At 71.2% G+C, this 20,232-nt stretch carries 19 protein-coding genes; 11 read left to right on the forward strand and 8 right to left on the reverse strand.

The features are described 5' to 3' along the window. Window positions 1–18 precede the first annotated feature (18 nt). Window positions 19–456, reverse strand: coding sequence for a gamma-glutamylcyclotransferase (locus tag OG306_RS24055; RefSeq protein WP_266748138.1), 438 nt, complete (start codon window positions 454–456; stop codon window positions 19–21). A 250-nt stretch (window positions 457–706) separates the two neighbouring features. Between OG306_RS24055 and OG306_RS24060 the strand changes: the two genes are divergently transcribed. After that, window positions 707–2,200 carry an NAD(P)H-quinone dehydrogenase gene (locus tag OG306_RS24060; RefSeq protein WP_266748139.1) on the forward strand — a complete coding sequence of 498 codons (1,494 nt, stop codon included), beginning with the start codon at window positions 707–709 and terminating at the stop codon, window positions 2,198–2,200. A gap of 250 nt (window positions 2,201–2,450) precedes the next feature. After that, window positions 2,451–3,428, forward strand: a complete 978-nt coding sequence (locus tag OG306_RS24065; RefSeq protein ID WP_266748140.1) for a DeoR/GlpR family DNA-binding transcription regulator — start codon at window positions 2,451–2,453, stop codon at window positions 3,426–3,428. A 109-nt stretch (window positions 3,429–3,537) separates the two neighbouring features. Here the strand turns inward: OG306_RS24065 and OG306_RS24070 are convergent, their stop codons facing one another. Further along, a complete protein-coding gene (locus OG306_RS24070; RefSeq protein ID WP_266748141.1) occupies window positions 3,538–4,137 on the reverse strand; it encodes a TetR/AcrR family transcriptional regulator in 600 nt (199 codons plus the stop codon). Window positions 4,138–4,336: 199 nt separating this feature from the next. Further along, the gene (locus OG306_RS24075; protein WP_266748142.1) at window positions 4,337–6,091 is read right to left on the reverse strand and encodes an acetyl/propionyl/methylcrotonyl-CoA carboxylase subunit alpha; all 1,755 of its coding nucleotides are present in this window, start codon (window positions 6,089–6,091) and stop codon (window positions 4,337–4,339) included. Between the two features lie 410 nt (window positions 6,092–6,501). Here OG306_RS24075 and OG306_RS24080 point away from each other — a divergent pair, with 410 nt between their 5' ends. Further along, a complete protein-coding gene (locus OG306_RS24080) occupies window positions 6,502–6,969 on the forward strand; it encodes a hypothetical protein (RefSeq protein WP_266748143.1) in 468 nt (155 codons plus the stop codon). A gap of 84 nt (window positions 6,970–7,053) precedes the next feature. On the opposite strand, the gene OG306_RS24085 is transcribed toward OG306_RS24080, so the two are convergent. From OG306_RS24085 to OG306_RS24100, 4 genes are all read right to left on the reverse strand, one after another. Next, complete coding sequence (locus tag OG306_RS24085) at window positions 7,054–7,665, reverse strand: Maf family protein (RefSeq protein ID WP_266748144.1); 612 nt, start codon at window positions 7,663–7,665, stop codon at window positions 7,054–7,056. A gap of 71 nt (window positions 7,666–7,736) precedes the next feature. Next, on the reverse strand, window positions 7,737–7,865 hold the full coding sequence (gene mmpB, locus OG306_RS24090; RefSeq protein WP_093900106.1) for a morphogenic membrane protein MmpB: 129 nt from the start codon (window positions 7,863–7,865) through the stop codon (window positions 7,737–7,739). A gap of 157 nt (window positions 7,866–8,022) precedes the next feature. Then, window positions 8,023–8,238: an acyl-CoA carboxylase epsilon subunit gene (locus OG306_RS24095; RefSeq protein ID WP_266748145.1), complete on the reverse strand. Its 216-nt coding sequence runs from the start codon at window positions 8,236–8,238 to the stop codon at window positions 8,023–8,025. Window positions 8,239–8,252: 14 nt separating this feature from the next. Then, window positions 8,253–9,845, reverse strand: coding sequence for an acyl-CoA carboxylase subunit beta (locus tag OG306_RS24100; protein WP_266748146.1), 1,593 nt, complete (start codon window positions 9,843–9,845; stop codon window positions 8,253–8,255). Window positions 9,846–9,999: 154 nt separating this feature from the next. Between OG306_RS24100 and OG306_RS24105 the strand changes: the two genes are divergently transcribed. From OG306_RS24105 to hutH, 5 genes are all read left to right on the forward strand, one after another. Next, entirely contained in the window at window positions 10,000–10,905 is a 906-nt protein-coding gene (locus OG306_RS24105; protein WP_266748147.1) for a biotin--[acetyl-CoA-carboxylase] ligase, read from the forward strand. 192 nt (window positions 10,906–11,097) lie between these two features. Continuing rightward, window positions 11,098–12,270 (forward strand): adenylate/guanylate cyclase domain-containing protein, encoded by a 1,173-nt coding sequence (locus tag OG306_RS24110; RefSeq protein ID WP_266748148.1) that lies wholly within the window; start codon window positions 11,098–11,100, stop codon window positions 12,268–12,270. Between the two features lie 121 nt (window positions 12,271–12,391). Beyond that, window positions 12,392–13,204: an enoyl-CoA hydratase/isomerase family protein gene (locus OG306_RS24115; RefSeq protein WP_266748149.1), complete on the forward strand. Its 813-nt coding sequence runs from the start codon at window positions 12,392–12,394 to the stop codon at window positions 13,202–13,204. Between the two features lie 85 nt (window positions 13,205–13,289). Further along, entirely contained in the window at window positions 13,290–14,453 is a 1,164-nt protein-coding gene (locus OG306_RS24120) for a GGDEF domain-containing protein (protein WP_266748150.1), read from the forward strand. A 47-nt stretch (window positions 14,454–14,500) separates the two neighbouring features. Further along, window positions 14,501–16,129 carry a histidine ammonia-lyase gene (gene hutH, locus OG306_RS24125; RefSeq protein WP_371665605.1) on the forward strand — a complete coding sequence of 543 codons (1,629 nt, stop codon included), beginning with the start codon at window positions 14,501–14,503 and terminating at the stop codon, window positions 16,127–16,129. A 73-nt stretch (window positions 16,130–16,202) separates the two neighbouring features. On the opposite strand, the gene OG306_RS24130 is transcribed toward hutH, so the two are convergent. Next, a complete protein-coding gene (locus OG306_RS24130) occupies window positions 16,203–16,490 on the reverse strand; it encodes a hypothetical protein (protein WP_266748152.1) in 288 nt (95 codons plus the stop codon). A gap of 108 nt (window positions 16,491–16,598) precedes the next feature. Between OG306_RS24130 and OG306_RS24135 the strand changes: the two genes are divergently transcribed. The 3 genes from OG306_RS24135 to OG306_RS24145 all read left to right on the forward strand — a co-directional run bounded on the left by OG306_RS24135 (window position 16,599) and on the right by OG306_RS24145 (window position 20,194). Beyond that, window positions 16,599–17,060, forward strand: coding sequence for a hypothetical protein (locus OG306_RS24135; protein WP_371665606.1), 462 nt, complete (start codon window positions 16,599–16,601; stop codon window positions 17,058–17,060). A gap of 242 nt (window positions 17,061–17,302) precedes the next feature. Further along, a complete protein-coding gene (locus tag OG306_RS24140) occupies window positions 17,303–18,571 on the forward strand; it encodes a L,D-transpeptidase (protein ID WP_266748154.1) in 1,269 nt (422 codons plus the stop codon). Between the two features lie 168 nt (window positions 18,572–18,739). Then, window positions 18,740–20,194: an ABC transporter permease gene (locus OG306_RS24145; RefSeq protein ID WP_266748155.1), complete on the forward strand. Its 1,455-nt coding sequence runs from the start codon at window positions 18,740–18,742 to the stop codon at window positions 20,192–20,194. Window positions 20,195–20,232: the final 38 nt, after the last annotated feature.

A 20,232-nucleotide genomic window follows, 5' to 3' on the forward strand; every position in this document is an offset into this window, starting at 1 on the left:
AAGCGCTGGTCGGCCGGGTCAGCAGGGGCGCTTGCGCAGTTCCATCACATAGTCGTGCGGTGCGCCCGCGGACTCCGCGGCGTCCGCGATCTCGCCCAGATAGCGGGCGGACGGCAGCCCGCCCTCGTACCCGTTCAGCACATACATCCAGGTCGGCTCCTCGCCGTCCAGGGTGTGCACCCGTACCCGCATCCGCCGGTAGATGTCGAGGCCGACGCCCTCCCACCGGTCCATGGAGTCCTCGTCCATCGGCGCGATGTCGTACAGCGCCACGAAGACCTGGGAACGGGGGGCCTCCACCACCGTGGCGAGCGCGCCTTCCCAGCCCATCTGCTCCCCGCCGAAGGTCAGCCGCCAGCCGTTGAGCCAGCCGGTGCCGCGCAGCGGGGAATGCGGTGCGCGGCGCGTCATCAGCCGCGCGTCGAGGTTGCCGGCGTACGCGGCGTAGAGCGACATGGGGTCGAGGGTACGGGAGGCGGTGGCCGGAACGTCGATTCCTGTGAGGAAGACCCCGTACGAGGGTTCCGCCGTCCGGGCCGGGAACCCCGTCCCGGACGCCCCGGCGCACGTATGGAGGGCCCCGGGGCGAAGCACCTTGGCGCGTGCGGGACAATGAAGTACGTACTGCATTCCCCGGGGCGACCCCCCGGACCCCCGGCCGGGGCAGCAGACGGCCGCGGGATGACACACGCGAGGCGGACTTTTCGTGACCCGGATCGTGATCATCGGCGGCGGACCCGGCGGGTACGAGGCGGCATTGGTGGGCGCCCAGCTGGGCGCGGAGGTGACCGTTGTCGACTGCGACGGCCTCGGCGGCGCGTCCGTGCTCACCGACTGTGTGCCCTCGAAGACCCTGATCGCGACGGCAGAGGTGATGACCACCTTCGACTCTTCGTACGAGGAGTTGGGCATCATCGTCGCCGACGACACGCCGCACATGGAGCAGGCGGCCCGGGTCGTCGGCGTGGACCTCGGCAAGGTCAACCGACGGGTGAAGCGTCTGGCGCTCGCCCAGTCCCACGACATCACCGCGTCCGTCACCCGGGCCGGCGCCCGGGTGATGCGCGGCCGCGGCCGCCTCGTCGGCCTCCAGGCCGCCGACGGCTCCCGCACGGTCGTCGTGACCGCCGCCGACGGTACGCAGGAGACGCTCACCGCCGACGCCGTACTGATCGCGACCGGCGGCCACCCCCGGGAGATCCCGGACGCGCTCCCCGACGGCGAGCGCATCCTGAACTGGACCCAGGTCTACGACCTCGACGAGCTCCCCGAGGAGCTCATCGTGGTCGGCTCCGGTGTGACGGGTGCCGAGTTCGCGGGCGCCTACCAGGCGCTCGGCTCGCGCGTCACCCTCGTCTCGTCCCGCGACCGGGTGCTGCCGGGCGAGGACCCGGACGCCGCCGCCGTCCTGGAGGACGTCTTCCGCCGCCGCGGCATGAACGTCATGGCCCGCTCCCGCGCGTTGGCTGCGAAAGTTGTGCCGGGAACCACTGAGGGACCCTCCTCGCCGAAGGCGGGCAAGGAGGGACGCGTCGGCGACCGGGTCGAGGTCACGCTCGCCGACGGCCGGGTCATCTCCGGTTCGCACTGCCTGATGGCGGTCGGCGCGATCCCGAACAGCGCCGGCATGGGGCTGGAGGAGGCCGGGGTCCGGCTCAAGGAGTCCGGCCACATCTGGACCGACAAGGTCTCCCGCACCACCGCCCCCGGCGTGTACGCGGCCGGTGACGTCACCGGGATCTTCGCCCTCGCCTCGGTAGCCGCCATGCAGGGCCGGATCGCGATGTACCACTTCCTCGGGGACGCGGTGGCCCCGCTGAACCTGAAGACGGTCTCCTCGAACGTCTTCACCGACCCCGAGATCGCCACCGTCGGCTACACCCAGGCCGACGTCGACGGCGGCAAGATCGACGCCAGGGTGGTCAAGCTGCCGCTGCTGCGCAACCCGCGCGCCAAGATGCAGGGCATCCGCGACGGCTTCGTCAAGCTCTTCTGCCGGCCCGGCACCGGCATCGTGGTCGGCGGCTGTGTCGTCGCGCCGCGGGCGAGCGAGCTCATCCACCCGATCTCGATCGCGGTCGACAACAACCTGACGGTCGAGCAGATCGCGAACGCCTTCACGGTGTACCCGTCCCTGTCGGGTTCGATCGCGGAAGTGGCCCGTCAGTTGCACACGCGGAAGAACGCGGGCGAGGCGTAGACACCGTCGCGACACCCGGCGATCCGCGGCGATCGGCCGCGATCCCCGGCAGTTCGTGGCGCATCGCGGCAGCTCAGACGGTCGTCCGGGCGCGGAGCGACTGCCGGGCGGGCGCCGGGCGGTCGTCGGCCGGTCAGCACGGAACATACAAGGGGCCGCCTATACCACTTGGCGGCCCCTTGTATGCGCAACTTCTGCTATTCGGCGCAAACTGCTGAAAACGCTCTGGTGTCACGTTACTGTCAGTTTCGTGTTCGCTGCAGAACGTCGTCAATTGATCCTCGAAATGGTGCGCGCCAACGGGGCGGTATCGCTCCGTGAGCTCGCCCGCGTCGTCCAGACCTCCGAAGTGACCGTACGGCGGGACGTGCGGGCGCTGGAGGCAGAAGGACTCCTAGACCGCCGGCACGGCGGTGCGGTTTTGCCGGGCGGTTTTACGCGGGAGTCCGGCTTTCCGCAGAAATCTCATCTCGCCACCGCGGAGAAGACGGCCATCGCCGACCTGGCCGCGGGTCTCGTCGAAGAGGGCGAGGCCATCGTCGTCGGTGCCGGTACGACCACGCAGGAGCTGGCCCGCCGGCTTGCGCGGGTCCCCGGTCTGACCGTCGTCACCAACTCACTGCTGGTCGCCCAGGCGTTGGCCCATGCCAACCGGGTGGAAGTGGTGATGACGGGCGGCACCTTGCGCGGCTCCAACTACGCGCTCGTGGGCAGCGGTGCCGAGCAGTCGCTCCAGGGGCTGCGGGTCTCGCGCGCGTTCCTCTCCGGGAGCGGGCTCACCGCGGAACGCGGCCTGTCCACGTCCAACATGCTCTCGGCGAGCGTGGACCGGGCCCTGGTGCAGGCGGCGGCGGAGGTGGTGGTCCTGGCGGACCACACCAAGCTGGGCTCCGACACCATGTTCCAGACGGTGCCGACGGATCTGATCACCCGCCTCGTGACGGACGAACCGCCCGGCCACGACGACCGCGCCGCCGCCGAACTCCAGGCCCTGGCGGACCAGGGCGTGCAGATCGCGGTGGCCGGCGCGGGCAGCGGCCCCGCCCCGGCGGAAGCCCTCCCACCGGGCCGTCAGCCCCGCCGCGACATGCCGCTCCCCGGCCAGCGCCGTACCCGCGGTGGCCCCGGAGGGCCGGGGCCGCAGCAACTGCGGAGCGCGGCAGTGCTGGCGGAACCGGGGCAGGGGCCGGGGGACCGGGCGAGGGTGGCGGATATGCGGCGCCGGTAGGGGGCGCGGGGGGTTTCCTTCTCCCCCGCCCCTCCCCTTCCCGCAACCGGGGCGCCGCCCCCGGAACGCAGCTCCTCGATCGCCGGAGGGGCCTGGCCGGGTGGCCCCCTCAATCCCTCTCCGCGTTCGGCCCCTTCAGTCCCTGCAAGGTCAGCATCAGCAGCCGCCCCGCCAACTCCGGGTCGTCCGGCGACTGTTCGGCGGCCAGTGCGATCGCGTTCGTCAGCTGCATCAGGTCGTCGATGGACACATCCGCCCGCACGGCCCCGCTCGCCTGCGCCCGCGCCAGCAGCACCGAACCCGCCTCGCGCAGCGGCACATTGCACCGCGACAGCGCCGAAGTCGCGTCCCGTGACGTCGACATGAGTGCCTGGGCGAGCCCGCGGTACTCACCCGCATGAGTGATGATCGCGCCCAGCCACTCCACCAGCCCGGCACACGGCTGCTCCGCCCCGGCGAGCTCACGGGAACGGTCGATCAGGGACGTCAGGGCCTCCTGGAAGACGGCGCTCATCAGCGCGTGCCGGTTCGGGAAGTGCCGGTACAGCGTGCCGATCCCCACGCCCGCGCGTCGCGCGATGTCCTCCAGGGACGCGTCCGTGCCGTGTTCCGCGAACGCGGTACGGGCCTCGCCCAGCAGCCGGACGTAATTGCGGCGCGCATCGGCGCGCATGGGCCGGGCCGGCGTCTGTGCCGTGCTCATCGACATTGCGCAGTCCTCCCTTTTTTCCGCCCCAGGGTCCAGGATGCCATTGCGTGTTCGGAGGCTTCCTCCGTATCCCGGGCCTCGCCCTCACCCCGCTCGCCCGCTTGCCCGGTGGTGGCGCTGCGAGCGGGGTGACGAACGGGGCCCCTGCGGAGTCGTACGACTCCGCAGGGGCCCCGGTGGAACGTCGGGTACCGCTCGATCAGTCCTTGATCTCGCAGATCACGGCCCCGGAGGAGACCGAGCTGCCGACCTCGGCGACCAGTCCCTTGACGATGCCCGCGCGGTGCGCGTTCAGCGGCTGTTCCATCTTCATGGCCTCCAGGACGACGACGAGGTCGCCCTCCTGGACCTGCTGGCCCTCCTCGACGGCGATCTTGACGATGGTGCCCTGCATCGGGGAGGCGAGGGTGTCGCCGGAGACCGCGGAGCCGGTCTTCTTCGCCGCGCGGCGCTTGGGCCTGGCACCCGCCGCGAGGCCCGTACGGGCCAGGCTCATGCCCAGCGACGAGGGCAGCGAGACCTCAAGACGCTTGCCGCCGACCTCGACGACCACGGTCTCGCGACCGGTCTCCTCCTCCGCCTGCACGTCGGCGGCGGCGGTGAAGGGCTTGATGTCGTTGACGAACTCGGTCTCGATCCACCGGGTGTGGATCCGGAACGGGTCGCTGGTGAACGCCGGGTCGGCGACGACCGCGCGGTGGAACGGAATGGCGGTGGCCATGCCCTCGACGTTGAACTCGGCCAGCGCGCGAGCCGCTCGCTGCAGCGCCTGCTCACGCGTCGCACCGGTCACGATGAGCTTCGCCAGCAGCGAGTCCCAGGCGGGGCCGATGACGGAACCGGACTCCACGCCCGCGTCGAGGCGGACACCGGGGCCGGTCGGCGGGGCGAAGACGGTCACCGTGCCGGGTGCGGGCAGGAAGCCGCGGCCCGGGTCCTCGCCGTTGATCCGGAACTCGAAGGAGTGCCCGCGCACGGCCGGGTCGTCGTAGCCGAGCTTCTCGCCGTCGGCGATGCGGAACATCTCGCGGACCAGGTCGAGGCCGGTGACCTCCTCGGTGACCGGGTGCTCGACCTGGAGGCGGGTGTTGACCTCCAGGAACGAGATGGTGCCGTCCGTGCCGACGAGAAACTCCACGGTGCCCGCACCGACGTAACCGGCCTCCTTGAGGATGGCCTTCGACGCCGCGTACAGCTCCGCGTTCTGCGCCTCGGACAGGAACGGCGCGGGGGCCTCCTCGACCAGCTTCTGGTGGCGTCGCTGGAGCGAGCAGTCACGGGTGGAGACGACGACGACGTTGCCGTGCTGGTCGGCGAGGCACTGCGTCTCGACGTGGCGCGGCTTGTCGAGGTAGCGCTCCACGAAGCACTCGCCGCGGCCGAACGCCGCGACGGCCTCACGGACCGCGGAGTCGTACAGCTCCGGGATCTCCTCCAGGGTGCGCGCCACCTTCAGCCCGCGGCCGCCACCGCCGAACGCGGCCTTGATCGCGATCGGCAGCCCGTGCTGCTTCGCGAACTCCACGACCTCGGCCGAGCCCTCGACCGGGTCGGGCGTGCCGGCCACCAGCGGGGCACCGGCGCGCTGCGCGATGTGCCGGGCGGCGACCTTGTCGCCGAGGTCCCGGATCGCCTGCGGCGGCGGGCCGATCCACGTCAGGTCCGCGTCGAGGACGGCCTGGGCGAAATCGGCGTTCTCCGACAGGAAGCCGTAGCCCGGGTGGATCGCGTCCGCCCCGGAGTCCTTGGCAGCCTGGAGCACCTTGGCCATGTCCAGGTAGCTGGCGGCCGGGGTGTCACCGCCCAGGGCGAATGCCTCGTCGGCCGCGCGTACGTGCAGAGCGTCGCGGTCCGGGTCGGCGTAGACGGCCACGCTCCCGATCCCGGCATCCCGGCATGCCCGAGCAACACGGACAGCAATTTCGCCACGGTTGGCGATGAGCACCTTGCGCACGATGGCTCCCTCCTTGAAACAAGCTGAGTTTAGGGACTACCGACACGGCCCTACGACCCGTCCCCAATGGTGAGCTTGCCCACACGGAGGGTGATTCGAGGCTTGCTCAAGTCGCGAAATCCCTAGTGGGACCACGGTACGCCGGGATCCATGACCGCACAGTAGCCACGAGGTGTGGTCCAGGTCTCTGTTCGTGCAAGCAGCCACGCCGGGTGTTTCTTTGTCGAATCCCCACTAACGGGGACTCGATTCTTTGCCCGACGCACGAGAGCCGCACCCGGGAGAGCGCAGGGAGGGCGCGCAGGGGCGCGTCGGCGGCGCGGGGCGGGAGCAAGGGCGCCGGAACCCTTGTCCCACGCGTTACCGATTAGTAGGGTCCGCGCTATCGCACGTACTGCAGGTAACAGGGGGTGAGCACCGTGGTGCGCAGACCGGTGGCGTTCGTGGCCGCGATCGTGCTGTTCGTGGAAGCCGTGGGCATCGTGCTCATCAACGGCATCCTGGCGACGGTCGTCAAGAACCAGGACATGTCACTGGCCGGGCTGGAATCCGACGCCATGTCCAGCGGCACCTGGGTGATGGGCGGCGTCTTCGGCCTGTATCTGCTGCTGTGCGGGCTGGTCCTCCTGCTGACCGGCATCCGCGACCGGGCCCCCGGCCGTGCCGGCCGCATCGCCCTCATCGGCTGCGCCGTGGTGCACGGGGTGCTGGGCGCGCTGACGGTGGGACTCGTCGGCTGGACGGCGTTCGGGTTCATGATGGTGGTGCTCGGGCTGATCGTGCTGACGCTGGTGGCGTACGGGCCCCGCCCCGAACCCGGCCCCGAGGCCGTCCGGCCCGCGGACGACGCCGGACCGAACGCTCCGGCCCCGATCTGACCCGTACGGCCGACGGGGAGAGCCCGACCCGTACGGCCCGGTTCACCCGGTCGGCCCCGCACGTTCCGGCCCGATCGGTTCCGCTCAGACCCAGAGCTCGGTGACGGAGATTCCCAGCTCGCCCAGCAGCCTGCGCAGCAGCGGCAGCGAGAGCCCGATGACGTTGCCGTGGTCGCCCTCGATGGAGTCGACGAACGGCGCGGACCTGCCGTCCAGCGTGAAGGCGCCCGCGACGTGCAGCGGCTCGCCCGAGGCCACGTACGCGGCGACCTCCGCGTCCGTCGGTTCGCCGAAGCGGACAGTCGTGGAGGCGGTCGCCGAGGCCGTGCGTCCGGTGGCGGTGTCGATCACGCTGTGGCCGGTCCGCAGCACCCCGGCCCGGCCGCGCATGGACTTCCAGCGGGCGATGGCCTCCTCGCCGTCGGCCGGCTTGCCGAGCGCCTCGCCGTCGAGTTCGAGCACCGAGTCGCAGCCTATGACCAGGGCACCCGCCGCCTCCGGCCGGCCGGCCACCGCGGTGGCCTTGGCCTCGGCGAGGACGAGCGCCAGCTCGGCCGGCGTCGGCGCGGCGAGCGCGTCCTCGTCCACCCCGCTGACGATCACCTCGGGCGCGAATCCGGCCTGTCGCAGAAGGCCGAGACGGGCGGGGGACGCGGAGGCGAGCACGAGACGGCGCTGATCAGTCATACGCGCCATCGTAGAAGGCCACCGTGGCAGGCAGGGGCACAGCCGCCGTTCCGGTGCCCCCACCGGGCCCCGGTACGAACTCAGCGCGTCCCGAGCACGAACATCGCGACCACCATCGCGAGCGCCAGCACCAGCCCCGCGCGCCGCATCATGTCCTGGGCGTCACGCAGTTCCTTCGGCGGCTTGTTCTCGGGGTCGGACCACAGCATGGGTCCGATCCTGCTGCTCAGGCGTGCGGCTGCGCCTGAGTACGGGTACTCAGGCGCCCTGGTGCGAACGGACCAGAACCGTGCCCGGACGCACCGCAGGCCCCGGCCCGTACGGGCCCGGACCTCCGGAAACGCGTGCGAAAAGATACTCCCGCGACTACCCGGGCCAGTACGTCCGCACCCAGGCCCGCGGCCCCGGCACGTGGCGCTCACGCCGGGCGATGCGCCCCGGGTCGGACCACTGACCCGGCAGCGCCGACGTGAGGGACGGTGCGCCGGACGACACCGCGGACGTCGCCGCGCGTGCCCGGACCACCGCCAGCGCGGCAGCCAGCTCCTCGGGGGTCGGGTTGCCCCGTACGACCTTGATCATGGCCAGGACCCTTTCTAGAGGGGGATGTTGCCGTGCTTCTTCGGGGGCAGCGATTCCCGCTTCGTACGCAGTTGGCGCAGCCCCTTCACGATGTGCGCGCGGGTGTCGGACGGCATGATCACTGCGTCGACGTAGCCGCGTTCGGCCGCGATGTACGGGTTGAGCAGCGCGTCCTCGTAGTCGGCGATCAGCGCGGTGCGGGTGGCTTCTGCCTCGGCGGGGTCGGTGACGGCAGCGATGGTGCGCCGGTGCAGGATGTTCACCGCGCCCTGCGCGCCCATGACGGCGATCTGCGCGGTCGGCCAGGCCACGTTGATGTCGGCGCCCAGGTGCTTGGAGCCCATCACGTCGTACGCGCCGCCGAACGCCTTGCGGGTGATCACCGTGATCAGCGGGACGGTCGCCTCCGCGTAGGCATAGATCAGCTTGGCGCCGCGGCGGATGATGCCGCCGTACTCCTGGTCGACGCCGGGCAGGAAGCCGGGAACGTCGACGAAGGTCAGCACGGGCACGTTGAACGCGTCGCAGGTGCGGACGAACCGGGCCGCCTTCTCGCTCGCGTTGATGTCCAGGCAGCCTGCGAACTGCATCGGCTGGTTGGCGACGACGCCGACCGGATAACCCTCCACGCGCCCGAAGCCGGTGAGGATGTTCGGCGCGAACAGGGCCTGCGTCTCCAGGAATTCACCGTCGTCCAGCACGTGCTCGATGGCGGTGTGCATGTCGTACGGCTGGTTCGCCGAGTCCGGGATGAGGGTGTCGAGCTCGCGGTCCTCGTCCGTGGTGGTGAGGTTCGCCTCCTCCGGGAAGGCCGGTGCCTCGGAGAGGTTGTTCGAAGGGAGGTACGACAGCAGCGACTTGACGTACTCGATGGCGTCCTTCTCGTCGCCCGCCATGTGATGCGCCACGCCGGACGTGGTGTTGTGGGTGCGGGCGCCGCCGAGCTGCTCGAAGCCGACGTCCTCACCGGTGACGGTCTTGATGACGTCGGGGCCCGTGATGAACATGTGCGACGTCTGGTCGACCATGACGGTGAAGTCGGTGATCGCGGGGGAGTAGACCGCACCGCCCGCGCACGGTCCGACGATCAGCGAGATCTGCGGGACGACGCCCGAGGCGTGCACGTTGCGGCGGAAGATCTCGGCGAACAGACCGAGCGCGGCCACGCCTTCCTGGATGCGTGCGCCGCCGCCGTCGTTGATGCCGATGACCGGGCAGCCCGTCTTCAGCGCGAAGTCCATCACCTTGACGATCTTCTCACCGTAGACCTCGCCGAGCGAGCCGCCGAAGATGGTGAAGTCCTGCGAGTAGACGCAGACGGGGCGGCCGTCGACCGTGCCGTAGCCGGTGACGACGCCGTCTCCGTAGGGGCGGTTCTTCTCGATGCCGAAGCTCGTGGAACGGTGCCGGGCCAACTCGTCGAGCTCCACGAAGGAACCCTCGTCGAGCAGCAGGCCGATCCGCTCGCGGGCGGTCAGCTTGCCTTTCGCGTGCTGCTTCTCGACCGCGCGTTCGGAACCCGCGTGCGTCGCTTCGTCGACACGGCGCTGCAGGTCGGCGATCTTGCCCGCGGTGGTGTGGATGTCGATCTCTTCCGGCTCGGACATCGGGTGGCGGCTCCCTGCCTGGTCACGGGGACGACTGTGCTGCTGCGGGCTGCTGAACACCCACTGATCAGGTACTCAACACCTACTGATCCGTAGCGTATCGGCGTCGATACGGTTCGGCAGTGCGTCGTTCACCACACCTAGTCTGGCTTGCATGACACCTTCGGATGCGCCTCACAGCCGCTGGTCGGACCTGGACCGGCCGCCCCTGAACGTCCCCGCGCTGCGCCGCGGGCTGCTGCGGCCGGGCGGACTGTGGACCTCGCTCGACGTCGTGGAGACCACCGGGTCCACCAACTCGGACCTTGCCCGGCGAGCGGCACAGGGGCTCGACGAGGGTGCCGTGCTGGTCGCCGAGGAACAGACCGCCGGCCGCGGCCGGCTGGACCGGACCTGGTCGGCTCCGGCCCGTTCGGGCCTGTTCTTCTCCGTCTTCCTGGTGCCGGGCGACATCCCCGTGCGGCAGTGGGGCTGGCTGCCCCTGCTCGCCGGCGTCGCGACGGCTACGGGCCTGGCGCGCGCGGCGGGCGTCGACACGGCCCTGAAGTGGCCCAACGACCTTCTGGTCACCATCCCCAAGGACTCCGGCAAGCTCCGTCCAGGGGAGACCCCGCTGGGCGAGGAACGCAAGGCGGGCGGCATCCTGGCCGAGCGCGCCGGGGACGGCGTCGTCGTGGGCATCGGCCTCAACGTCTCCCTGCGGGCCGACGAACTCCCCGCCCCCACGGCCGGCTCGCTGGCCCTGGCCGGCGCGGTCTCCACCGACCGGGAGACGCTGCTGCGCGGCGTACTGCGCTCGCTGGAGCACTGGTACGTCCAGTGGCGCGCGGCGGACGGCGACGCGGCGGCGAGCGGCCTGCAGGCGGCGTACGCGGCGGGCTGCGCGACCCTGGGCCGGGCGGTACGGGCCCAGCTCCCCGGCGACCGCACGCTCACCGGCGAGGCCGTGGCGATCGACAGCGACGGCCGACTGATCCTGTCCACCGACGACGGCCTCCAGGAACCCGTGTCCGCGGGCGACATCGTGCACCTGCGCGGGCTCGGAGGCGGCCTGACGTGACACGTACCGGGGGAGAGGACCGCGCCCTCGCGGAAACCTCCCACCAGCGGTAACCGTCCAGGCGCCCCGGCCCGCCCGGGAACGTTTCGGGAGGACTCGGGGACGTGAGCCACGGCACATCTGCCGTATCGTTGAGGCGATCCACCGACAGATCGGCAGGGCAGTGCGCAGGGAACGGGCAGGAGGCGGCTGGTGACCGTCGACGACACGACCTCCGGCGCGGGCGCGGAGCCCCCGCCGGAACCCTCGGTCCACCCGACACCGCATCACGATGTCGACCACACGGTCGAGCCGACCGACGACCCCCTCGCGATCCGGCTGGAACAGCTGATCCTGGGCGCCGACCGTCGCTACACGCCGTTCCAGGCGGCCCGTACCGCGGGCGTCTCGATGGACCTGGCATCCCGCTTCTGGCGGGCCATGGGCTTCGCCGACATCGGGCAGGCCAGGGCCCTCACCGAGGCCGATGTGCTGGCGCTGCGCCGGCTCGCCGGCCTCGTCGAGGCGGGGCTGCTCAGCGAGCCGATGGCGATCCAGGTCGCCCGGTCCACCGGGCAGACCACCGCCCGGCTGGCGGAGTGGCAGATCGACTCCTTCCTGGAAGGGCTGACCGAGCCGCCCGAGCCCGGAATGACCCGCACCGAGGTCACGTACCCGCTGGTCGAGCTGCTCCTCCCGGAGCTGGAGGAGTTCCTGGTGTACGTGTGGCGGCGCCAGCTCGCCGCCGCCACCGGCCGGGTCGTACAGGCCGCCGACGACGAGGAGATGGTCGACCGGCGCCTCGCCGTCGGCTTCGCCGACCTCGTCGGGTTCACCCGGCTGACCCGGCGGCTGGAGGAGGAGGAGCTCGGCGAGCTGGTCGAGGCGTTCGAGACGACCTGCGCCGACCTGGTCGCCGCCCATGGCGGCCGGCTCATCAAGACCCTCGGCGACGAGGTCCTCTTCGCCGCCGACGACGCGGGCACCGCGGCGGAGATCGCGCTGCGTCTGATCGAGGCGATGGCCCAGGACGACACGATGCCCGCGCTGCGCGTCGGCATCGCGTTCGGCACGGTCACCACCCGGATGGGCGATGTCTTCGGCACGACGGTGAATCTCGCCAGCCGGCTGACCTCGATAGCGCCGAAGGACGCCGTGCTGGTGGACGGGGCGTTCGCGGAGGAGCTGACCCGCACCGGCGACGCCCCGGCCTCCGAGGCGCAGGCGGCGGAGGAGGCCGCGATCGCGGAGAAGGAACGCCAGGACGGCGTGGAGCCGGTGTCCCTGCCGGCCTACCGCTACGGGCTGCAGCCGATGTGGCAGCGCCCGGTCCGCGGCCTCGGCGTCGTCGAGCCCTGGCTGCTGGCGCGCCGGGGCACGTCCTGAGCTCGTCGCGGACCCACCGCTCACCGCCGGCCGCCCATCACTCACCACTCGCCCGGGACCACTGCTCCGGGCGCCCCATAGGATCCCTCCGGTAACGATCGTTAACCGGAGGGGTGCAGTCATGACCGTCACGTCCGAGCAGCGGTTCGGTGAATTCGTCGTCGTACGGGTCCACGAGGGGCAGGAACACGTCGCCGAGCTGGTCCTCGACCGGCCGAAGGCGATGAACGCGGTGTCCACGGACATGGCCCGCTCGATCGCCGCCGCCTGTGCCGCGCTCGCCGCCGACCCGGGCGTACGGGTCACCGTCCTCACGTCGAGCCATGAGCGGGCCTTCTGCGTGGGCGCGGACCTGAAGGAGCGGAACTCCTTCACCGACGCCGATCTGTTGCGCCAGCGCCCCACGGCCCGTGCCGCCTACACCGGCGTGCTCGAACTGCCGATGCCGGCGATCGCGGCCGTGCACGGTTTCGCGCTCGGCGGCGGATTCGAGCTGGCCCTGTCCTGCGATCTGATCGTCGCCGACCGCACGGCCGTGGTGGGCCTGCCCGAGGTGTCCGTCGGCGTCATCCCGGGCGGCGGCGGTACGCAGTTGCTGCCGCGGCGGATCGGTGCGGCGCGCGCCGCCGAGCTGGTCTTCACGGCCCGGCGCGTGGAGGCGGCCGAGGCGCGCGACACGGGGCTGGTCGACGAACTGGTGGAGGCCGGGCGGGACCGGGAGGCCGCGCTGGCGCTCGCGGGCCGGATCGCCGCCAACTCCCCGGTGGGGCTGCGGGCCGCCAAGCGGGCGCTGCGGCTCGGTCACGGCCTCGATCTGCGGGCCGGTCTCGAAGTCGAGGACGCCGCCTGGCGGTCGGTGGCCTTCTCCGGCGACCGGGCCGAGGGCGTGGCCGCGTTCAACGAGAAGAGGAAGCCGAACTGGCCCGGCGAATGACATTGAGTGTTCACAGGGACACGCAGTGAACACCATCGGCACCCCCAATTGATCAAATCACTACAAAACTGCATAAGCTGTAGCGATGGGTGGTGATGATGCACGCCTGCGGGCCGTGGTTTCGCTTGCGCAGACAATGGCGGCGGCGCACACCCCGCGGGGGTCGTGGCGAGCGGCTGCGCTGGGGGCGTGCGAGGCGTTGGACGGCAGCTTCGCCGCGCTCTCCGTGTGGGAGCGCGGGCCCGGGCGGCTGCGCGTGCTGGTGAACGCGGGCGAACGGGCCGAAGGGGAGGAGGAGTTCCCCGAGGAGGAGACGTACCCGGTGCACCAGTTCCCGGAGATCACCGAGTTCCTGCACGAACGGTGGGCCGGCGGCGGTGAACCGGACGCCTGGGTGGAGACCGCCGACGGCCCGGTGGGCGGAACGCCGAGCGTGGGGGTGCGTGGGTACGGGCGTGGGTACTGCCAACAGCGGGGGGCCGCCCTGCGCCGGCGTGGGCGTGGCTGCTGCGTGGTCGCGCCGATCGTGCTGCACGGGCGGGCCTGGGGCGAGCTGTACGTGGCCCGCCCGGTGGGGGAGCCGGTCTTCGGGCGCCAGGACGCGGACTTCGCGACCGTGCTGGCCTCGGTCGTCGCCGCCGGGATCTCCCAGGCCGAACGGCTCGAAGAGGTCCGTAAGCTCGCCTTCACCGATCCGCTCACCGGGCTGGCCAACCGCCGCTCCGTCGATGTGCGGCTCGACGAGGCGGTGGAGCAGCACCGGGCGGACGGCGCGGTGGTCAGCCTGGTCGTCTGCGACCTCAACGGCCTGAAGCGGGTCAACGACACGCACGGCCATGCGGTCGGCGACCGTCTGCTGGAACGTTTCGGCTCGGTGCTGTCCCGCTGCGGCGCCATGCTGCCCGGTGCGCTCGCGGCCCGGCTCGGCGGCGACGAGTTCTGTCTGCTCGCGGTCGGCCCGGAGTCGGACGACGTGATCCGGGTGGCGACCGAACTATGCGACCGGGCGGCCGAGTTGGAGCTCGGCGACGGGGTGGCGTGCGGGATCGCGTCGACCGGTGATCCGATCGGCCCGGTGGTGTCCGCGCGGCGGCTGTTCCGGCTGGCGGACGCGGCCCAGTACCGGGCGAAGGCGGCCCGCTCCACGGAGCCGGTGGTGGCGGGGCGCGACGGCGAGGTCATCCGGCTGGCCGACGCGCCGCCCAGGTCCCCGCACGACCGCCGTCACCTGCGCGGCAGCCGCCCCTGACCGCGTGACGAGGCCGGTGCGGGGCGGGCCGTACGACCTCTGGTGACATGGAGGGATTCGTCCGTACGCTTCTGCATGTGGATACGCACACCGTTGTGGTGGGGACGTCCGGTACGACCGCCCGGGACGTCATCGCCGTGGCCCGCGGCAACGCCCGCGTCGAGCTCTCCGCGGCCGCCGTGGGCGCGCTCGCCGCCGCCCGCGAGATCGTGGACGCCCTCGCCGCCGGGCCCGAGCCGGTCTACGGCGTCTCCACGGGCTTCGGCGCACTGGCCGCCCGGTACATCGGCCAGGACCTCCGCGGCCGGCTCCAGCGCAACATCGTCCGCTCGCACGCCGCGGGCATGGGCCCGCGGGTCGAGCGCGAGGTCGTCCGCGCGCTGATGTTCCTGCGGCTGAAGACGGCCGCCTCCGGACACACCGGCATACGGCCCGAGGTCGCCCGGACCATGGCCGACGTCCTCAACGCGGGCATCACCCCCGTCGTCCACGAGTACGGCTCGCTGGGCTGCTCCGGCGACCTGGCTCCGCTCGCCCACTGCGCGCTGACGCTGATGGGCGAGGGCGACGCGGAGGGCCCCGACGGCACCGTGCGCCCCGCGGGCGAACTGCTCGCCGCCCACGGCATCACCCCGGTCGAACTGCGCGAGAAGGAGGGCCTCGCCCTCCTCAACGGCACCGACGGCATGCTCGGGATGCTCGTCCTGGCCCTCGCCGACCTGAAGAACCTCTACACCTGCGCCGACATCACCGCGGCCCTCTCCCTGGAGGCGCTGCTCGGCACGGACAAGGTGCTCGCCCCGGAACTGCACGCGATCCGCCCGCACCCGGGCCAGGGCGTCAGCGCCGACAACATGCTGCGGGTCCTCGCCGGATCCGGCCTCACGGGGCGGCACGCCGAGATCACGGACGCCGCCGCGCCCCGCGTGCAGGACGCCTACTCCGTGCGCTGCGCTCCCCAGGTCAACGGCGCCGGACGCGACACCCTCGACTACGCCGCGACCGTCGCGGACCGCGAACTCGCCTCCGCCGTCGACAATCCCGTCGTGCTCCGAGGGGATGCCTCCCGGGAGGGCGGAGCCGGGAGCGGGGGAGGCCGCGTCGAGTCCAACGGCAACTTCCACGGCGCCCCCCTCGCCTACGTGCTCGACTTCCTGGCGATCGTCGCGGCCGACCTCGGTTCGATCACCGAGCGCCGCACCGACCGGCTGCTGGACAAGGACCGTTCGCACGGACTGCCGCCGTTCCTCGCCGAAGACCCCGGTGTGGACTCGGGCCTGATGCTCGCCCAGTACACCCAGGCCGCCCTGGTCGGCGAGATGAAGCGGCTCGCGGTCCCGGCCTCGGCCGACTCGATCCCGTCCTCCGCGATGCAGGAGGACCACGTCTCCATGGGCTGGTCGGCGGCGCGCAAGCTCCGTACCGCCGTCGACAGCCTCGCCCGGATCGTCGCCGTCGAGCTGTACGCGGCGACCCGCGCCATCGAACTGCGCGCCGCCCAGGGCCTCACCCCCGCGCCCGCCTCGCGGGCCGCCGTCGAGGCGCTGCGCGCGGCGGGCGTCCAGGGGCCCGGACCGGACCGCTTCCTGGCGCCGGACCTGGCCGCGGCGGACGCGTTCGTACGGGCGGGCGGGCTGGTCGCGGCGGTCGAGCCGGTGACCGGACCGCTGGGCTAGGAGGGTGCTTCCGCACCCTCCTAGGAGGATGCTTCGGCACCCTCCTGGGTTCTTCCGCTCGGATCAGGCCGGATCAGGCGGAGAGAGCGCCGGTGCGGCGTACCGAGTAGGTGACGAAGGCCGCGCCGATGCCCAGGAACGCCATGCCGCCGATCAGATACGGGGTGGTGTCGACCCCGGCCCCGGTGTCGGCGAGCCTCGGGCCGGTGGTGGTGCTCCCGGTGGTGGTGGCCGGCCGGCTCCGTGTGCCCGGTGCGCCGACCGGATCGTCCGTCGCGTTGGCGGACGGGACGAACCACAGGGCGGCCAGCAAGGTGCCCGCGGCGGTGGCGGTCAGGAGCGGGCGACGGGCAGCGGCCACGGAATCGTTCCCCCTTGTCACAGCCGTGAGTCAGGCCTGTACGCAGATGCTAGTGACAGCAGCGGGTCGCAGGAAAGTCGCAGGTGCGAGGCGTTTACGCTCCGGATCATGAACACTTCTGAGTCATCACGGTTTGTTCGGCTTCAGGTCGAAATGGTGTTGGAGATCACGGACCCCGCCGCCCTGAGCGGTACCGCGCTGGAGCCCATCGCCGCCGAGTTCGGCGAGCCCGGCGGTGAGGCCGCCGAGGAGCGCATGCTGGCCGAGGCCGCCGTACGGGAGGACGGCGCCGAGGCCCTTGCCTCCCTCATCGACCCGTTCGACCTGGTCAGCGAGGTGCCGGGGGTCGAACTCACCCACGCGTCCTGGAGCAGCGAGAGCGTCGATTACGACCCGGCCGATCCGGACGCCTGGGACCTCGACGAGGAGGACGAAACGGACGACGAAGCGGACGAAGAGGGCGCCGCGTACGAAGATCACGAAGCGGGGGCCGCCGACGGCATCCCGCACAATGGGGTGGACGACGGCGAGCACAGCGGCGTGAGCGGCGGTGCGGAGCGGCGGGTCTAGCAGGCAGTACGTGCCACGGCCCCGACCCGCTTCCTTCCGCGGGCCGGGGCCGTGGCACGTACCGGTCGCATATACGTGACCGACGTCGGGAACCACCACTGCCGGGCAAGCGTCGATGAGTGGTGTTCCCCACATCTCTCTTGGATGTGGAACGGAGGACCCTTTTCATGGGTTCTAGGAACATTGACGGGTTCGCCGATCGACGGCGGTTCCGCTCGGGGATTTTGGGGATTCGGCAACGTATGGAGAAGCGTGTGATGACGGGAAGCAAGCGGCGCAAAGGTCTGATGGCCGCGTCCGCACTGCTCGGCGGAGTGCTGGTGCTCACCGCCTGCAACGACGGCGACGCGAGCGGCAGCAGCGCCGACAGCTCGAAGAAGTCGCAGGCGGCCGAGGTCGACAAGGCCGCCGCCCAGGACGCGTCGGACGCGCAGATATCCATCGCGCCGAAGAACGGTGCGACCAACGCGAGCATCAACAATGACGCCAAGGTCACCGTGGCCAAGGGAACGCTGTCCGAGGTCACCATGACCACATCGGCCGGAGCGCCCGTCAAGGGCTCGCTCGCCGCCGACGGCACGAGCTGGCAGCCCGACGTCCAGCTGGAGCGCTCGACCACGTACAAGATCAGCGCGACGGCCAAGGACTCCAAGGGCCGCGAGGCGCACGAGAACGGCTCCTTCACCACGGTGTCGCCCGCCAACAGCTTCATCGGCAACTTCACGCCCGAGGACGGCTCCACCGTCGGCGTCGGCATGCCGGTCTCGATCAACTTCAACAAGCCGATCACGGACAAGAAGGCCGTCCAGGACGGCATCACCGTGACGTCCAGCAGCGGCCAGGAGGTCGTCGGCCACTGGTTCAACCCGCAGCGCCTCGACCTGCGCCCCGAGAGCTACTGGCAGGGCGGTTCCACCGTCACGCTGAAGCTGGCGCTGGACGGCGTCGAGGGCGCGAACGGTGTCTTCGGTGTGCAGCAGAAGACGGTCACCTTCAAGGTCGGCCGCAACCAGGTCTCGACGGTCGACGCGAACACGAAGACGATGACCGTCACCCAGAACGGCAAGACGATCAAGACCATCCCGATCTCTTCCGGTTCCTCCGCCAACCCCACGTACAACGGGCAGATGGTGATCTCCGAGAAGTTCAAGGAGACCCGGATGAACGGCGCGACGGTCGGCTTCACCGACGGCGACGGCAAGGGCGAGTACGACATCAAGGACGTGCCGCACGCCATGCGGCTGTCCACCTCGGGCACCTTCATCCACGGCAACTACTGGGGCGCGCGGTCGATCTTCGGCAGCGCCAACACCAGCCACGGCTGTGTCGGCCTCCCCGACGTGAAGGGCGCGGGCGACGCCAACCAGCCCGCCGCCTGGTTCTACAACAACTCCCTCGTCGGCGACGTGGTCATCGTCAAGAACTCCCCGGACCGGACCATCACCCCCGACAACGGCCTCAACGGCTGGAACATGAGCTGGGCCGACTGGAAGGCGGGCTCCCAGGCCTGACCCGACCCCACGCGTCCACCCCGGCGCAGCCCGAATCCCGTTCGAAGGCGGCGGCACCCGGATCCCCACGGATCCGCGGTGGCGCCGCCTTCGGCGTACGCGGGAGTTCTCATCCAGCTCTCATCGTGGCCTCAACCCACCATCACGACCCGTCCATAGCCTCGCGCCATGTTCTTCACCTACCTCCGGCGCGAGCTGCGCCGCCGCAGAAAGGCGGCGCTGGTCGTCGCCTCGGGGCTCGCCCTCGGGATCGCGCTGGTCATCATCGTCAGCTCGGTCTCCTCCGGCATGAGCAAGGCCCAGGACAAGGTCCTGGAATCGCTGTACGGCCTCGGTACGGACATGACCGTCACCAAGGCCGCCGCCGCCCCCGGTTCCGGCAACGGGCGCCCGAAGTTCGAGTTCGACGCCAAGGGCAACGACGACGCGACGCAGAGCAGCGACCGCGTCATGGTCCAGGGCTTCCAGACGCTGGCTTCCTCCACCGTCGACACGATCGGCAAGCAGAACGGGGTCGCGGACGCCGTCGGCGGACTCAGCCTGAACGTCATGAAGGTCGACGGCCAGTTCAAGCGCGGCGAGTTCAAGCAGCAGGGCGGCACGGGCGAGAGCGGCCGGAGCGGCCCCGGCGGACCGGGCGGCAGCAATCAGCCGCAGGGCGAAGTCAGGGGCGGCGGCGCCTCGTTCGACGTCAACTCCTACTCCGTGTACGGCACCGACGTCACCAAGCAGGCCCTGGGCCCGCTCACCTCGTCGAAGATCACCAAGGGCCGTACGTTCAAGGCGTCCGAGACCGACGCGAAGGTCGCCGTCGTCGACGCCGCGTACGCCAAGGAGAAGAAGCTCGACGTCGGCAAGACCGTGACCATCCACGGGACGAAGTTCACGATCGTCGGGGTCTCGACCGCCGACAGCGGCGACGCGGCCGCCAATCTCTACATACCGCTGCAGCAGGCGCAGACCCTCGCCGACTCGAAGAACAAGGTCACCACGGTCTATGTGCAGGCCGCGGACTCGAAGCAGATCGACCAGGTCAAGTCCACCATCCAGAAGAACGTCTCCGGTACGACCGTCACCACTTCCGCCGATCTCGCCGACACCGTCTCCGGTTCTCTCTCCACCGCCTCCGACCTCGCCTCCAGCGTCGGCAAGTGGCTGTCCATCGCGGTGCTGGCCGCCGCCTTCCTGGTGGCCGGCCTGCTCACCTCCTCTGCGGTCAGCCGCCGCGTACGGGAGTTCGGCACCCTCAAGGCGCTCGGCTGGAAGAGCGGCCGGGTCACCCGCCAGGTCGTCGGGGAAGCCCTCGTCAACGGACTGCTGGGCGGGGTGCTCGGCATCGCCGTCGGTCTCGCCGGCGCGTACATCGTGACCGCCATCAGCCCCACCCTCACCGCCGAACTCGGCTCCTCGGGCGGTGGCATGGGCGGCGGCCGGTTCCTGGGCGGACCGGGCGGACCGGGAGCGTCCAAGACGCTCGACATCGCGCTGACTGCGCCCGTCTCGCTCTCCATCATCCTGATCGCCGTCGCGCTGGCCGTGGCGGGCGGGCTGATCGCCGGAGCGTTCGGCGGCTGGCGGGCCTCCCGGCTGCGCCCCGCGGACGCTCTGCGCCGCGTCGAATAGCCCGCCCGGCGTCCCACCTCACCACGTTCCAGCAGGAG

Origin of the sequence: Streptomyces sp. NBC_01241, assembly GCF_041435435.1 — a bacterium.
Taxonomy (GTDB): domain Bacteria; phylum Actinomycetota; class Actinomycetes; order Streptomycetales; family Streptomycetaceae; genus Streptomyces.

Coding starts and splice junctions, on each gene's coding strand:
- OG306_RS24055 (WP_266748138.1), bottom strand. CDS start 456: ATGTCGCTCTACGCCGCGTACGCCGGCAACCTCGACGCGCGGCTGATG.
- OG306_RS24070 (WP_266748141.1), bottom strand. CDS start 4,137: ATGTCGATGAGCACGGCACAGACGCCGGCCCGGCCCATGCGCGCCGAT.
- OG306_RS24085 (WP_266748144.1), bottom strand. CDS start 7,665: ATGGCGCGTATGACTGATCAGCGCCGTCTCGTGCTCGCCTCCGCGTCC.
- mmpB (WP_093900106.1), bottom strand. CDS start 7,865: ATGCTGTGGTCCGACCCCGAGAACAAGCCGCCGAAGGAACTGCGTGAC.
- OG306_RS24095 (WP_266748145.1), bottom strand. CDS start 8,238: ATGATCAAGGTCGTACGGGGCAACCCGACCCCCGAGGAGCTGGCTGCC.
- OG306_RS24100 (WP_266748146.1), bottom strand. CDS start 9,845: ATGTCCGAGCCGGAAGAGATCGACATCCACACCACCGCGGGCAAGATC.
- OG306_RS24105 (WP_266748147.1), top strand. CDS start 10,000: ATGACACCTTCGGATGCGCCTCACAGCCGCTGGTCGGACCTGGACCGG.
- OG306_RS24115 (WP_266748149.1), top strand. CDS start 12,392: ATGACCGTCACGTCCGAGCAGCGGTTCGGTGAATTCGTCGTCGTACGG.
- OG306_RS24120 (WP_266748150.1), top strand. CDS start 13,290: ATGGGTGGTGATGATGCACGCCTGCGGGCCGTGGTTTCGCTTGCGCAG.
- hutH (WP_371665605.1), top strand. CDS start 14,501: ATGGAGGGATTCGTCCGTACGCTTCTGCATGTGGATACGCACACCGTT.
- OG306_RS24135 (WP_371665606.1), top strand. CDS start 16,599: ATGAACACTTCTGAGTCATCACGGTTTGTTCGGCTTCAGGTCGAAATG.
- OG306_RS24140 (WP_266748154.1), top strand. CDS start 17,303: ATGGAGAAGCGTGTGATGACGGGAAGCAAGCGGCGCAAAGGTCTGATG.
- OG306_RS24145 (WP_266748155.1), top strand. CDS start 18,740: ATGTTCTTCACCTACCTCCGGCGCGAGCTGCGCCGCCGCAGAAAGGCG.